Raw genomic sequence first — 15046 nt, 5'->3', positions numbered from 1 at the left:
ACAAATTTCAACAATCAAATCACGATCCGCAAGCACTGGCCCGCGTGATACAGCGAAAATCCCGCTTCATACAGACAGCTACGCAGGCCAGCCCCGGCCAGTGGTTGCATCGGAGCGAAGGGGATCGGCAACGCCTGCGGATTTCCGTTGCACAAATAATCGGCAAAGGCTTTGCCGACTACAGTGCCAGTGGTCACGCCCCGACCGTTATAGCCAGTGACTGCCACTAAACCGGGCGCTGGCTCGAACAGGCGCATCAAATGATCGGGGGTGAAGGCGATGCAACCGGTCCAGGTGCACTCCCATTCCACCGGTTTGAGGTAGGGGAAATAGTGCTGCTGAACGCGATCGGCCCAGGCCTTGAGGAACCAGGTCGGCTTCTGATTGCCATTACCCAGGCTGCCGAGCAACAGGCGACCGTCTTTATCGCGGCGAATGCTGCTGAGCACCTGACGGGTGTCCCAGGAACCCTGGCCACCGGGCAGGATTTGCCGGGCGGCTTCTTCAGTGAGTGGCACCGATGCCACCTGATAGTAATAACCGGGGAAGAAATTGCGCCGAAGCTCTGTCCAGTCGCCTTCGGTATAAGCGTTGGACGCGATGACAACCTGCTCGGCAAGCACCGAACCCTGCGCGGTCTGTACTGACCACTTCTGGCCCTGACGTTCGAGCCGGGTCACGGGGGAATGATCGAACAGCTGACCGCCGAGGCCGATGGCCGCTTTGGCCAGCCCCGTGGTGTAAGCCATCGGGTTGATCGTGCCAGCACGCCGATCCAGCAGTGCGGCGGCGATTTTTTGGGTGCCGGTTGCCTGTTCGCAGGCTTGACCGGTCAGCAGTTCGACCGGTGCGCCGCGACGTTTCCATTGTTCTTCACGACTGCGCAAGTCCGCTTCACCACGAGCGTTATGCGCCATGTGCAGCGTGCCTTCGCGGCGTAACTGGCAATCGATGTTGTACTTGTCCACAAGGCTGAACACCAACGAAGGTGCCGCCCCCAGCATGCGATTGAGCTGACTGCCCACCGCTTCGCCAAACCCGGCTTCGATGTCGTCCGGCGGAATCCACATGCCGGCATTGACCAGCCCGACGTTGCGCCCCGAACCGCCATGACCGGCACGATGGGCTTCCAGCACACACACCGTTTTGCCTTGTTCCAGCAGATGCACCGCCGCCGACAGACCGGTGAAACCGGCGCCGATGACGCAGACGTCGACCGTGACTTCACCCTTGAGCGCCGCGTTATCAGGCCTTTGCGGCGTCAGTTTTTCCCACAGACACTCTTCGCGTAACGGCATTGCCAGACTCCAACAGAAACCTAACAAACAGAAAAAGCTTCGCTGGCAAGCCAGCTCCTACAGGTTATGCGCCACGACACAGGCCGTGCAGGAGCTGGCTTGCCAGCGATGGGGCCCGATCAGTCGAACGTAATCCCTTGAGCCAACGGCAACTCCAGCGAGTAGTTCACGGTGTTGGTCTGGCGGCGCATGTACCCGCGCCATGCATCGGAGCCCGACTCACGACCACCGCCCGTCTCTTTCTCGCCACCAAACGCGCCGCCGATTTCCGCACCGCTCGGGCCGATGTTGACGTTGGCGATGCCGCAGTCGCTGCCCACCGCCGACATGAACTGCTCGGCTTCACGCACGTCGGTGGTGAAGATGCATGAGGACAGGCCTTGTGGAACGGCGTTGTTCAGGCGCAGCGCTTCAGCGAAGTCCTTGTAACCGACCACGTACAGGATCGGCGCGAAGGTTTCGTGACAGACCACATCGCTCTGTTCCGGCATTTCAACGATGGCCGGCGAGACGTAGTAAGCGTTCGGGTATTTGTCTTCCAGCTGACGCTTGCCGCCGAAGACCCGGCCGCCTTCGCTCAAGGCTTGCTCCAGCGCGTCCTGCATGTTGTCGAAGCTGTGCTTGTCGATCAGTGGGCCGATCAGGTTGCCTTCCAGCGGATTGCCGATGCGCACTTTCGAGTAAGCGGCCTTGAGGCGGGTAACGATTTCTTCTTTCACCGATTCGTGAGCGATCAGGCGACGCAACGTGGTGCAACGCTGGCCGGCGGTGCCGACGGCGCTGAACAGGATCGCGCGAACAGCCATGTCCAGATCAGCGCTTGGGCCGAGGATCATGGCGTTGTTGCCACCCAGCTCCAGGATGCTGCGGGCGAATCGTGCGGCGATTTTCGGTGCCACTTCGCGGCCCATGCGGGTGCTGCCGGTGGCGCTGATCAGCGCGACACGCGGGTCATCGACCAGCGCTTCGCCGGCATCGCGGCCGCCGATGATCACTTGGCTCAGGTGCGGAGGTGCGTCGCTGAAGTTTTTCAGTACGCGGTCGAACAGCGCCTGGCAGGCCAGTGCGGTCAACGGGGTTTTCTCCGAGGGTTTCCAGATCACCGGGTTGCCGCAGACCAGCGCCAGCGTGGTGTTCCAGGCCCAGACCGCCACCGGGAAGTTGAACGCACTGATCACGCCCACGATGCCCAGCGGGTGCCAGGTTTCACGCATGTGGTGGCCCGGGCGCTCGGAAGCGATGGTCAAGCCGTACAGTTGACGGGACAGGCCGACGGCGAAATCGCAGATGTCGATCATTTCCTGAACTTCACCCAGGCCTTCCTGAGTGATCTTGCCCGCTTCCCAGGACACCAGCTCGCCGAGATCGGCCTTGTATTCACGCAGGATGTCGCCCAACTGGCGTACCAGTTCGCCACGGCGCGGGGCCGGGACCTTGCGCCACAATTCGAACGCATGATCTGCGCGACTGATGTGCTGCTCGACTTCAGCGGCACCTTCCCAGTTCACAGAGGCGATCTTGCTGCCATCGATTGGCGAATGCACCGGCACTTTGCCGTTCTGGTACAGGGCCGGATTCACACCAAGACGATCAAGCAATGCGGCAACCATGGGTCACTCCTCGAGCAAAAAACACAAAACATGCAGCCGGAAAATCACGACTGATCAGACCTGTAGTTTTAGCTTGCCGGAGGTTACCCAACAAACGACCTTTAAGAGAGATATCATTCCGTTTATTCATGCTGCGAATTGCTGGTCAGAAAGAAACAAGAAAAAGGACAACCCCATGCTGAATAAACGTTACCTGCCGTCGATCACCGCATTGCAGTGTTTCGAGGCCGTGACCCGGCATTTGAGCTTCACACGGGCGGCCGAAGAGCTGAACCTGACCCAGAGCGCGGTCAGCAAACAGGTCGCGCAACTGGAAGAATTGTTGCAACACCTGTTGTTTCGCCGGGTGCGTCGACGCCTGCAAATGACCCCGGCCGGTGATTTGTACCTGGTTGAGGTACGAAAAATCCTCACGCAAGTCGAGATGTCGACCCACTACCTGCGTTCCTACGGCGGGGAAACCGAAGTCCTGCGCGTCTCGACCCCTCCGACCTTCGGCGCCCGCTGGCTGGTGCCCCGCTTGAAAGGTTGGCGCCTGCGTCACCCATCGATCCACCTGGACCTGTGCAGCGAGCAGGAAGCCGATGACCTGCTGCAAGGTCGCAGCGATCTGGCGTTCTATTTCGGCCAGGGCTCACGCCCCCGTACCGAATGCCTGAAGCTGTTCGGCGAAGAGCTTGTTCCCGTGTGTGCACCGGGTAGCCTGCCGGCGACACCGTTCACTGATCCCACCCAACTCACCGACCTGGTCCTGCTGCAAAACGCCTCCCGTCCGCAGGCCTGGCACGACTGGTTCGACAGTCAGGGTTACCACACCGAACACAGCTACCACGGGCCGCGCTTCGAGACCTTCTACATGTGCATCCGCGCCGCGCAGGTCGGCTGTGGCGTGGCGCTGTTGCCGCGGTTTCTGGTGGAAGAGGAGTTGGCCGACGGCAAACTGGTCATACCCTGGCAGCACGCGATGCCCAGTTCCGACGCCTATTACCTGGCGTACCCGGAACATTCGGCGGAAGTGCCCAAGGTGCGGGACTTTGTGAAGTGGATGCTGGAGCAGATTGATAGCCCGGAAGTACCGCAAACTTAAGGCTTCACCAAGACCTGTGGCAAAGCACCATCACTGTGGCGAGGGAGCTTGCTCCCGCTGGGGTGCGAAGCGCCCCCCTACAGCCGCTACGTTCAAACTGAAAAGCTGCGTTTACCGTTTTGCGGCTGCTGCGCAACCGAGCGGGAGCAAGCTCCCTCGCCACAGGGATCTGCTGCGATGCAAAAATCGCTGGCAATACCCCGCGCGGATATGCGCCACTAGCCCCATTCATTGAAACAGCTGCAACGCCACTGCCACGGGCCGCGGCCAGCCTGGAGAACCCCGTTATGAGCGAGAGTGTGTTTGCCGATCGCATCGTGCAGAACCTGCTCGACACCGACTTCTACAAACTGACGATGATGCAGGCGGTGCTGCACAACTACCCGAACGTGGACGTCGAATGGGAGTTCCGTTGCCGCAACAGTGAAGACCTGCGCCCGTACCTGGCGGAAATCCGCTTTCAGATCGAGCGCCTCGCCGAGTTGAACCTGAGCGCCGACCAGTTGAGTTTCATGGAGCGCATCAGCTTCATGAAGCCGGATTTCCTGCGCTTCCTCGGCTTGTTCCGCTTCAACCTGCGCTACGTCCACACCGGCATCGAAAACGGCGAGCTGTTTATCCGCCTGCGCGGGCCCTGGCTGCATGTGATTCTTTTTGAAGTCCCGCTGCTGTCCATCGTCAGCGAAGTGCGCAACCGCTATCGCTACCGGGACATCGTTCTGGAGCAAGCGCGCGAGCAACTTTATCGCAAGTTCGACTGGCTGACCGCCAACGCCAGCAGCGACGAATTGTCGGAATTGCAAGTAGCCGATTTCGGCACCCGCCGTCGCTTTTCGTACCGTGTGCAGGAAGAAGTGGTAAACGTGCTCAAGCACGATTTCCCCGGACGTTTCGTCGGCACCAGCAACGTGCATTTGTCCCGGGAACTGGACATGAAACCGCTGGGCACCATGGCCCACGAATGGATCATGGCCCACCAGCAACTCGGTCCGCGACTGATCGACAGCCAGATTGCCGCCCTCGATTGCTGGGTCCGCGAATACCGCGGCCTGCTGGGGATCGCCTTGACTGACTGCATCACCATGGATGCCTTCCTCAACGATTTCGACCTGTACTTTGCCAAACTCTTCGACGGCCTGCGCCATGATTCCGGGGATCCGGTGATCTGGGCAGAAAAGGCGATCGCCCACTATCAAAAGCTGGGCATCGACCCGATGAGCAAGACCCTGACGTTCTCCGACAGTCTGACGCTGCCCAAGGCGCTGGAAATATTTCGCGCATTACGCGGTCGGATCAATGTCAGCTTCGGCATCGGCACCAACCTGACGTGCGATATTCCAGGTGTTGAACCGATGAGCATCGTGCTTAAAATGGCGGCCTGCAATGGCCAACCGGTGGCAAAGATCTCCGACGAGCCTGGCAAGACTCACTGCAAAGACCCGAATTTCGTCGCCTACTTGCGACACGTTTTCAAAGTTCCTGCCGCCCTTTCCAGCACACCAAGCAAGGAGTGAATTCATGCAAGCCGTACAGCGTGAGATTGCTGAGCAGCTCAAGGTTCAACCGCCATTCGCCGACAAGGCCGCCCTCGAGGCGGAAATCGCCCGGCGCATTACCTTCATCCAGGATTGCCTGGTCAATTCCGGGCTCAAGACCCTGGTGCTCGGCATCAGCGGCGGGGTCGATTCCCTGACCGCCGGCCTGCTGGCCCAGCGCGCCATGCGTGAACTGCGCACCCGCACCGGTGATGACAACTACAAGTTCATCGCCGTGCGCCTGCCGTATGAAACCCAGTTCGATGAACACGACGCCCAGGCTTCGGTGGATTTCATCAAGCCGGACGAGCGTCACACCGTGAACATCGGCCCGGCAGTCAAATCCCTGGCCAATGAAGTGGCAGCCTTCGAAGGCAAGCACGCGGTGTCAGTGGATTTCGTCCTCGGCAACACCAAGGCGCGGATGCGCATGGTCGCCCAGTACACCATCGCTGGCGCGGCCCATGGCCTGGTGATCGGCACCGACCACGCGGCAGAAGCGGTGATGGGGTTCTTCACCAAGTTCGGTGACGGTGCTTGCGACCTGGCCCCGTTGAGCGGCCTGGTGAAAAACCAGGTCCGGGCCATTGCCCGCAGTTTCGGTGCGCCTGAAGCACTGGTGGAGAAAGTCCCGACTGCCGACCTGGAAGACCTGTCGCCGGGTAAGCCGGACGAAGCGTCCCACGGCGTGACGTATGCCGAGATCGATGCGTTCCTGCACGGTGAGCCGGTGCGTGAGGAAGCGTTCAAGATCATCTGCGATACGTACAAAAAGACCCACCACAAGCGCGTGATGCCGTTTGCACCATAAGCAAGGGCGGCGCCTGAACCGACCACATCGCTAGCCTGCTAGCGATGAACGATGACTCGGTCAAATGTCAGGCACAAAAAAAGCGTCCCTCGCAGGACGCTTTTTTTATGAACCCGATTCGCTTACTTCAGCGTAACCGTACCTTTCATCATCGAAATGTGGCCCGGGAACGAGCAGAAGAAGCCGTATTTCTCGGCAGCATCAAGCTTCGACACGTCGAAGGTCACCGAGTCGGTTTCCTTGGCACCGATGATTCTGGTGTGGGCGATAACGCGCGCATCACCTTCCTTCAGATAGTTCTTGTCGATACCGGCAGCCAGGCCGTCAGTGGCGATCGGCTGCATGTCAGCCTCTTTGCTCAGCACCCAGTTATGACCCATCACATTTTTCGGCAGGCTGCCGGAGTGGGTCAGTTCAACGGTGAAGGTCTTGCAGCTTTTGTCGATTTCAATGGCCTTGGTGTTGAAGGACATTTGGTCGGTGGAGTCGATGGTCGTCTTGCACTCGGCAGCCATCAATTGACTGCTGGCCAGTGTCAGCAGGGATACCGCAACAAGTTTGGCAAACATGGTGAATCTCCAAGGCGGGGGTAAACAAAAGTGCGAATGGACAGAAGACTGCCTGAAAACTTCGCAAGTTCCTATGACCTGAATCAAAAATTGTATACAACTTTAGAGCTATGACACCTATCCAAATAATCTACCAGCCAGACGTCCAGGGCGGCCCTATCATCAGGTCGTCATCACCAATATGGAGCGTCTGTCATGTCGATCAACAGCTTTTTGTGCAGTTTGCTCGCCGCTTATGCCTGTGGCGCCAGTGGTACCTGTGAAACGTCCCAACGCGAAGTTTAGACCTTGGAGCGCAGCGCCTCAGCCTTTACTCTGTGGCCATCCTGACCCTGGAGCAAGGCATGTCTTTAGCATCCGTTAGTGTATTTTGCGGTGCCAGCACCGGCACCAACCCGGCTTATCGTGAAGCGGCTGTCGCCCTGGGGCGAGCATTGGCCGAGCGCAGGTTGACCCTGGTCTATGGCGGCGGCGCCGTGGGGTTGATGGGGATTGTGGCCGATGCCGCACTGGCAGCCGGCGGTGAAGTGATCGGGATCATCCCGCAAAGCCTCAAGGACAAGGAAATCGGCCACAGCGGCCTGACTCGCCTCGAAGTGGTCGACGGCATGCATGCGCGAAAGGCGCGGATGGCTGAGCTCAGCGACGCATTTATCGCATTGCCCGGCGGCCTGGGCACTCTGGAGGAACTGTTCGAAGTCTGGACGTGGGGCCAGCTCGGCTACCACGGCAAACCACTGGGTCTGCTGGAAGTGAACGGCTTCTACAGCAAATTGACTGGTTTTCTTGATCATATCGTCGGCGAAGGCTTCGTTCGCGAAGCGCACCGTGACATGCTGCAACTGAGCGAATCGCCGCAAACCCTGCTCGATGCCCTGGATGCCTGGCAGCCGACCGTGGTGCCAAAGTGGACAGAGCAAAAACCCAGCTAACGGCTCGGCACCGATACAGGGCAGAATATGCGCCGCTCAACCTCACCTTCGACCCCAGAGGATCGCCCATGGCTAAACCTAATTATTCCTTCGCCAAACGTCAGAGAGACTTGGCCAAGGAGCAGAAGAAAGAGGAAAAGCTTCAGCGCAAGAAAGCTACAGCTGAAGAAGAAGCCGCCGCACTGAACCCGGAAACAGACGGTGAAGTGGCCGCAGAAAGTGATGTTGAAGCACCGAAAGATCAGGCGCCCGACGCCTGAGACCCTCAGGGCCCGATGATCTGATCAGGCCCACCGGATCTGTGTCCAGGGTCAGCAGTTACGCTGCTGGCCCTGCGTTACTCCAGTGGCATTACGGTGACGCGGACTTCCGGGTCGTGATTACCGCCCCCCAGAATCACCCCCCGCAACGGCGAGACATCGGAGAAATCCCGGCCCCAGGCCAGGGTGATGTGTTCCAGCGCCGGCTGCACATTGTTGGTCGGATCGAAATCCACCCAGCCCAGCATCGGGCAAAAAACCGAAACCCAGGCATGCGAGGCGTCGGCACCGATCAGCCGTGGCTGGCCGGGCGGTGGCTGAGTCAGCAGGTAACCGCTGATGTAACGAGCCGCCAACCCGCGGGAACGCACGCAAGCGAGCATCAGGTGAGCGAAGTCCTGGCAAACCCCGCGCCGGCGCTCCAGCACTTCCACCAGTGGCGTTGCCACCTGCGTCGCTTCGGCGTCGAAGGTGAACTCGCTGAAGATTTTCTCCATCAGCGCCTGAACGCCGAGCAACAACGGACGGCCCGCGGGGAAACAACTTTCCGAGAACTCGACGAAGTTGCGCTTCAGATGCACATAGGGCGATTCGAACCGGTAACGGCAAGCTTCCAGCAATTCAGGAGAAAGCGGCTGACTGCTGTAGGTCAGTGCGTTGCGAGTGTCTTCCCAGGCCGGGGATTGATTGAAATCCAGCGTTGGCCGGGACATCACTTCGACGGTGAGCCGGGCGTTGACCAATAGTTCATCGTGCGGCCGCTCGAATGCCAGTCGGGTCAGCGGGTTGCCAAACACATCCAGCTCGTCCCGGCGCGATGTCGGATCGGGGCTGATCTGCAATTGCTGCTCGGTGCAGCGCTGCCAGGCACACGATCGCGGCCACAGGTGTGCCAATTGCTGGGCGAGGGACACCGGGCTGTCGTAGTGATAATGGGTGTCGTGGAAAATCTGGTAACGGGCGCTCATCAGACGGACACCGTGCGCTGGCTGACATCATCGACATGGGCGAAATGGCGCAACGCCAGACGATCCGACACTTGTCCGCTGGCGTCAGCGATCTCTTGCAGCAGATCGGCCAGACCCTCTATGGCGGCACGAACGCTGGCATCGCCGAACAACGAATTCTCCAGGCACCCCAGATCGAAGCGCGCCAGCCGTTCCACCAAGTGCGGCAGCCCCGCTTCGCGCGGCACAGCAAAATCATCGTTCAACCGCTTGAGGGTGCGAGTGACCAGTTTCAGCTGGAACAACACGGCGTGAGGGTTCTGCTCATCGAGCAGCAACAGGTCCAGCACCGGAATCAATTGCGCCACCGCCAGATACCGCGAGCGGTAGGTGATGCTGCTGTTGCCCAGTTCCAGCAGCCATTCAAGTCCGGCCTGGTCGAAGGCACCACTACCGCGCAGGAACGCCGCCAGGCTGCCGCTGAGAAATTGCAGGCGCTCGATCCGCCGGCCGATCATCAGGAAGCGCCAGCCTTCGTCCCGGGTCATGTCGTCGAGGGCAAAACCCGACAGCGCCGCCAGCGACATCACCAGACGGTTGAGGAAATCCAGCAACTCGCCGAAATCCGGCTCTTCGGTTTCCAGCTCGATTGCCTCGCGCTGCAACTCCACCAGCGCCTGCCAGTTTTCCCGCGAGAGCTTGCCGCGCACCTGCGAAGCCGCCCACTGCAAGCGCTGCAGGTTGGAACGCAGGCTGAACGGCCAGTCGTCGCCGAGCAGCGCCGCCAGTAACCGTTCAGGCAATTCGCCTTCATCGGGCAGCAACATCAACCGCTCGCCCAGTTCGACAGCCGCCTCCAGAGCTTGCGGGTCATCGCCGTCGACGTAGCGCGCCAGCATGATCCGCAGCAACCGAGCGCTGTCATCGCAGCGTTCACAGTAGCGGCCGAACCAGAACAGGTTTTCCACGACCCGGGACGGCAGATACGGATCGCGCCGCACCAGGTCGTGCACGCCGATGCTGCGCTGGGCTTTCCACTGCTCGCCGCTCGGTGGCCGATCCCCCAGCACCCAGGTGTCCTTGCTCGCGCCGCCACGTTGCATCGACACCACTTCGGCATCGGCCTCGGCGGCCACACGGGTCAAACCACCGGGCAGCACCCGATAGCCATCGCGACTGGCCACCGCATACATGCGCATGCCGATCGCCCGAGGCTGTAACTGACCGTCCTCAGCCTGCCAGATCGGCGCCTGCGACAATTGCGCCAGCTCTTGCGCCACATAGGCGTAAGGTCGCGCCTGCATGCGCTCAGCAAGGGTCTGGCGCTGTTTTTCACTCAAGTCACGGCCAAATACCGGCGCAAAACTCTGCGAAGGAAACGCCGGTTTGATCAGCAGCTCCGGCAACTTTTCCAATGCCTGGGCCAGCACCGGCGCTTCGCCGCACCACCATGTGGCGATGGAGGGCAGAATCAGCTCTTCGCCGAACAGGAATTGATTGATCCTCGGTAGAAAGCCCAACAGTCCTGGCGACTCGAGAACGCCGCTGCCCAGCGCGTTGGCCACCAGCACTCGCCCCTGCCGCACGGCTTCGAGCAGGCCCGGCACGCCCAGCGCAGAGTCGGTGCGCAATTCCAGCGGATCGCAGAAGTCGTCGTCGAGGCGACGCATGATCGCGTGGACGCGACGCAGGCCGCTCAGGGTTTTCAGGTACACCGTGGCATCGCGCACCGTGAGGTCGCCACCCTCCACCAGCGGATAACCGAGCTGCCGTGCCAAGTACAGATGTTCGAAGTAGCTTTCGTTGAAACGCCCCGGTGTCAGCAGTACCACCAACGGCGCTTCATCATCGCTCGGAGCCTGACGGGCCAGGGTTTCCTGCAGCGTGCGGAAGAACCCGGCCAGATGCTGCACCTTCAAATCTCGGTACAACTCGGGGAAGGCCCGGGACACGATCGTGCGGTTTTCCAGGGCGTAACCCGCGCCGGACGGTGCCTGAGTCCGATCCGCCGTGACCCACCAGCGCCCGTCGGGCGTGCGCGCCAGATCCACGGCATACAGATGCAGAAAGGCCCCGTCGGGCGGCGTGATGCCCTGACAGGGCCAGAGGAAGTTGTTGTGACCGAACACCAGTTCAGCCGGCAGCAAGCCTTCAGCGATCAGCCGCTGCGGCCCGTATAAATCCGCCAGGACGGCATTCAACAGACGCGCCCGCTGTGCGATCCCGGCTGACAACAGCGCCCACTCATCCGCGGCGATCACATGCGGCAGCAGGTCCAGCTCCCACGGTCGATCCGCGCCCTTGGGATCGGCGTAGACGTTGTAGGTCACGCCGTTTTCCTGGATCTGCCGGGTCAGCAGTGCCTGACGCTGCACCAGCTGCGCGGGCGTACTGCGTTGCAACTGGTCGAACAGCCGACGCCAGTGCAAACGCACCGCGCCGCTGTTGTCGAGCAGTTCGTGATAAGTGCCCGCCGTCAGCGGGTAGCGGTCTAGCAGGTCAGGCATGGAAAGCTCGGCAGACAGCAAGGAACGGTCAGACTAACGCAGGCTCATGACGCCCGGATATACGAAAAATCCGAGCGTCGCGTACGGTTTAGAAACGTCGCAAATCGAGAGTCATCGGCAGCTCGTCGTTAACTTCCAGAATCGGGATAGGAAGTTTCCCTGGGCTGTGTCCGATGCGGAAGAAACGCGCCATTCTCCGACTTTCGGCTTCATTGGCGTTCACCGGCAAGCTGTCATAGTTGCGCCCGCCCGGATGGGCGACGTGGTACTGACAGCCCCCCAGCGACCGCTGCATCCAGGTGTCGAGCAGGTCGAACACCAGCGGCGCATGGACCGCAATGGTCGGTTGCAGGCAGTTGGCCGGCTGCCAGGCGCGGAAACGCACGCCGGCCACGAACTCGCCAACCCGCCCGGTGGGCTGCAAGGGCACCGGAACGCCGTTGCAGGTCAGCAAATAACGTTGCGGCGGCAGGCCGGTGAGCTTGACCTGCAAACGCTCAAGGGAAGAATCCACATACCGTACCGTGCCACCAACGGCGCCCTCCTCGCCCAGCACATGCCACGGCTCGAGCGCCTGGCGCACTTCCAGTTCGATGCCGCTGACGGCGTAGTCGCCGACCTTGGGAAAGCGGAACTCCAGATGCGCGGCAAACCACTCGGCCCGCACGGGGTAACCCGAGGCGTTGAGATCAACGATGACATCGGCGAAATCCTGTTCGATAAAGTGCGGCAACAGGAACCGGTCGTGTAATTCAGTGCCCCAGCGCGCCAGTTTCGGCGGCGCATAAGGCTCGCGCCAGAATCGCGCGACCAGCGCTCGCAGCAACAACTGTTGCGCCAGACTCATGCGCGCATGCGGTGGCATTTCAAAGGCACGCAACTCCAGCAAACCAAGGCGCCCCGTCGCGCCGTCCGGTGAATAAAGCTTGTCGATGCAGAACTCGGCGCGGTGGGTGTTGCCAGTCACGTCGATCAACAGGTTGCGCAACAACCGATCCACCAGCCATGGCGCGCACTCTTCGCCCGGTTCAGGCATTTGTGCAAAGGCGATTTCCAGCTCGTACAGCGCATCGTTGCGTGCCTCATCGACGCGCGGTGCCTGGGACGTCGGGCCGATGAACAGCCCGGAGAACAGGTAGGACAACGACGGATGGTTGTGCCAGTAACTGATCAGGCTGCGCAGCAGGTCGGGACGACGCAGAAACGGTGAGTCAGCCGGCGTCGCGCCACCCAGTACGAAATGGTTACCGCCGCCGGTGCCAGTGTGTCGGCCATCGATCATGAATTTCTCGGTGGTCAGCCGGGTCTGGCGCGCCTCTTCGTAGAGAAACTCGGTGCGCTCGACCAGTTCGTCCCATGTGGCGGACGGCTGCACGTTCACCTCGATCACGCCCGGGTCCGGGGTGATGCGGAAGTTGCTCAGACGCGGATCGCTCGGCGGCTCATAGCCTTCCAGCAACACCGGGCAGTGCAACTCCTGCGCCGTGGCCTCGATCGCGGTGACAAGTTCCAGATAATCCTCGACCCGCTCCAGCGGCGGCATGAACAGGTACAAGCGCCCTTCCCGCGCCTCGGCACAAAACGCGGTGCGCGTCAGCCAGTCGGCGGATTCGTCGACCTCCAGATCCCGCTCGACCGCTTCAGCCGCGGCTCCGGGGCTGTTCAGCTGCTGGGTGTCCGGAAGCGCCGGGAATTCCTGGTTAGGGTCGTTGGGATAGATGAACGGATACTCGGCGGCCTTGACCCACGGCTGCGATCCCAGCGGCAAGCGATAGCCCAGCGGCGAATCCCCCGGCACCAAGCGGCAGTGCTCGTCGCGCAGGTACCAGCGACCGCTTTGCCATTGATCGCCCTTGGCGGTGCGCGCCAGCGGCAGGACCTGGCCGATTACTTTATCCAGCCCCTGACTGAAGACTTTACGCAGACGCGCACGCTCCAGCGGCTCTTCCAGTCGTGAGTCTTCGGCGCTGACGTTCTGCGGCAACGTGCCTTCGCGCCAGAGGTAATAGAAATTGTCTTCGTAAGCCGGGAACACAAAACGTGTCGGAATTTTCAAACGTTCGGCGACACTTGCCAGAAAGCGCCCCGCCAGCTCGCCATCGGCGCCGTAGTCTTCCTGCTCGTCGGCAATCAGCGCGCTGTTGTGCCAGATCGGCACGCCGTCCCGACGCCAGTAACAGTTCAGCGACCAGCGCGGCAGTTGCTCGCCGGGGTACCACTTGCCTTGACCGAAGTGCACCAGGCCCTTGGGCGCGTAACGCTTGCGCATGCGCTGAAACAATTCGGCGGACAGGCGACGCTTGTCCGGCCCGAGCGCAGCAGTGTTCCACTCGGCGCCGTCTGGATCATCGATGGAGACGAAGGTCGGCTCCCCGCCCATGGTCAGGCGAACGTCGCCTTCCAGCAGGTCGGCATCGATCTGCCGGCCCAGCGCCTGGATCGCCAGCCATTGATCCTCGGTGTAGGGCTTGGTGACCCGCGGCGCTTCCCAAATCCGCTCCACGGACATTTCATGGGTGAATTCGCACTCGCACGGTTCCACCAAGCCACTGATCGGTGCCGCAGAGCCCGGATCGGGACTACACGCCAACGGAATGTGTCCTTCACCGGCAAACAGCCCCGACGTCGCGTCCAGGCCGATCCAGCCGGCCCCCGGCAAATAGACTTCGCACCAGGCGTGCAAATCAGTGAAGTCCACCTCGGTACCAGAAGGGCCATCCAGACTTTTGACGTCGGCGGTGAGTTGAATCAGGTAGCCGGAGACGAAACGAGCGGCCAGCCCGAGATTGCGCAGCAATTGCACCAGCAACCACGCCGAGTCGCGGCAGGAACCGGAGGCATGCTCAAGCGTGTGTTCAGGCGTTTGCACACCCGGCTCCATACGAATCAGGTAGCCAATGTCTTCGCTCAGCCGCTGGTTCAGCGCGACAAGGAAATCCACGCTTGGCAACGGCGTGCGGTCGATACCGTCCAGATACGCCTTGAACTTCGGCGTCAGGGGCAAGGTTTCCAGGTACGGCGCCAGTTCCTTGCGCTCGTCGGCAGCGTAGGTGAAAGGGATCTGTTCGGCGTAAGGCTCGAGGAAAAAGTCGAACGGATTGAACACCGCCATCTCTGCCAGCAGATCGACTTCGATCCGCAGTTCCGCGGTTTTCTCCGGGAACACCAACCGCGCCAGGTAATTGCCCTGGGGATCCTGCTGCCAGTTGATGAAATGCTGCTCGGGCGAGACTTTCAGCGCGTACGACAGTATCCGCGTGCGACTGTGGGCGGCCGGGCGCAGGCGAACGATCTGCGGCCCGAGCTCGACGGCGCGGTCGTAGCGGTAATGCGTGACGTGGTGCAATGCGACATGAATCGACACGGCGTGCCTCCTGCGAGCCTTGAGCGTATTCGAAAGCGCGCAAGACTTATGCCATCCAGTGGCGCTGGCGCTTTCATAGATTTGCTTAGGCAGTACAGCACCAAAATCGGGCAATGCGGAGAATTG

The 15046-nt window shown here is 60.9% G+C and carries 11 protein-coding genes; 5 read left to right on the top strand and 6 right to left on the bottom strand.

The features are described from left to right. Positions 1-14: 14 nt before the first annotated feature. Positions 15-1298 (bottom strand): NAD(P)/FAD-dependent oxidoreductase, encoded by a 1284-nt coding sequence (locus ACM6I5_RS27145; RefSeq protein WP_017336278.1) that lies wholly within the window; start codon positions 1296-1298, stop codon positions 15-17. Between the two features lie 119 nt (positions 1299-1417). Next, on the bottom strand, positions 1418-2908 hold the full coding sequence (locus ACM6I5_RS27140; RefSeq protein ID WP_017336277.1) for an aldehyde dehydrogenase family protein: 1491 nt from the start codon (positions 2906-2908) through the stop codon (positions 1418-1420). 175 nt (positions 2909-3083) lie between these two features. Here ACM6I5_RS27140 and ACM6I5_RS27135 point away from each other — a divergent pair, with 175 nt between their 5' ends. The 3 genes from ACM6I5_RS27135 to nadE all read left to right on the top strand — a co-directional run bounded on the left by ACM6I5_RS27135 (position 3084) and on the right by nadE (position 6341). Continuing rightward, positions 3084-3995: a LysR family transcriptional regulator gene (locus ACM6I5_RS27135; RefSeq protein ID WP_017336276.1), complete on the top strand. Its 912-nt coding sequence runs from the start codon at positions 3084-3086 to the stop codon at positions 3993-3995. Between the two features lie 287 nt (positions 3996-4282). Further along, a complete protein-coding gene (pncB, locus tag ACM6I5_RS27130; protein ID WP_017336275.1) occupies positions 4283-5509 on the top strand; it encodes a nicotinate phosphoribosyltransferase in 1227 nt (408 codons plus the stop codon). Between the two features lie 4 nt (positions 5510-5513). Beyond that, on the top strand, positions 5514-6341 hold the full coding sequence (gene nadE, locus ACM6I5_RS27125) for an ammonia-dependent NAD(+) synthetase (RefSeq protein ID WP_017336274.1): 828 nt from the start codon (positions 5514-5516) through the stop codon (positions 6339-6341). 122 nt (positions 6342-6463) lie between these two features. Here the strand turns inward: nadE and azu are convergent, their stop codons facing one another. Beyond that, entirely contained in the window at positions 6464-6910 is a 447-nt protein-coding gene (azu, locus tag ACM6I5_RS27120) for an azurin (RefSeq protein ID WP_414885031.1), read from the bottom strand. Between the two features lie 344 nt (positions 6911-7254). On the opposite strand from azu, the gene ACM6I5_RS27115 reads away from it, so the two are divergent. Continuing rightward, positions 7255-7842: a TIGR00730 family Rossman fold protein gene (locus ACM6I5_RS27115; protein WP_414885030.1), complete on the top strand. Its 588-nt coding sequence runs from the start codon at positions 7255-7257 to the stop codon at positions 7840-7842. Positions 7843-7910: 68 nt separating this feature from the next. After that, positions 7911-8102, top strand: a complete 192-nt coding sequence (locus tag ACM6I5_RS27110; protein ID WP_017336270.1) for a hypothetical protein — start codon at positions 7911-7913, stop codon at positions 8100-8102. Between the two features lie 77 nt (positions 8103-8179). Here ACM6I5_RS27110 and ACM6I5_RS27105 read toward each other — a convergent pair whose 3' ends face one another. The 3 genes from ACM6I5_RS27105 to ACM6I5_RS27095 all read right to left on the bottom strand — a co-directional run bounded on the left by ACM6I5_RS27105 (position 8180) and on the right by ACM6I5_RS27095 (position 14920). Continuing rightward, a complete protein-coding gene (locus ACM6I5_RS27105; protein ID WP_017336269.1) occupies positions 8180-9070 on the bottom strand; it encodes a transglutaminase family protein in 891 nt (296 codons plus the stop codon). Continuing rightward, entirely contained in the window at positions 9070-11556 is a 2487-nt protein-coding gene (locus ACM6I5_RS27100; RefSeq protein WP_017336268.1) for a circularly permuted type 2 ATP-grasp protein, read from the bottom strand. Before ACM6I5_RS27100 ends, ACM6I5_RS27105 begins: the two co-directional genes overlap by 1 nt. Positions 11557-11644: 88 nt before the next feature. Further along, on the bottom strand, positions 11645-14920 hold the full coding sequence (locus ACM6I5_RS27095) for a DUF2126 domain-containing protein (protein WP_414885029.1): 3276 nt from the start codon (positions 14918-14920) through the stop codon (positions 11645-11647). Positions 14921-15046 lie beyond the last annotated feature (126 nt).

It is taken from the genome of Pseudomonas sp. IT-P171 (assembly GCF_949767765.1).
GTDB lineage: Bacteria > Pseudomonadota > Gammaproteobacteria > Pseudomonadales > Pseudomonadaceae > Aquipseudomonas > Aquipseudomonas fluorescens_B.
This window is presented reverse-complemented; position numbering and strand designations above follow the sequence as displayed.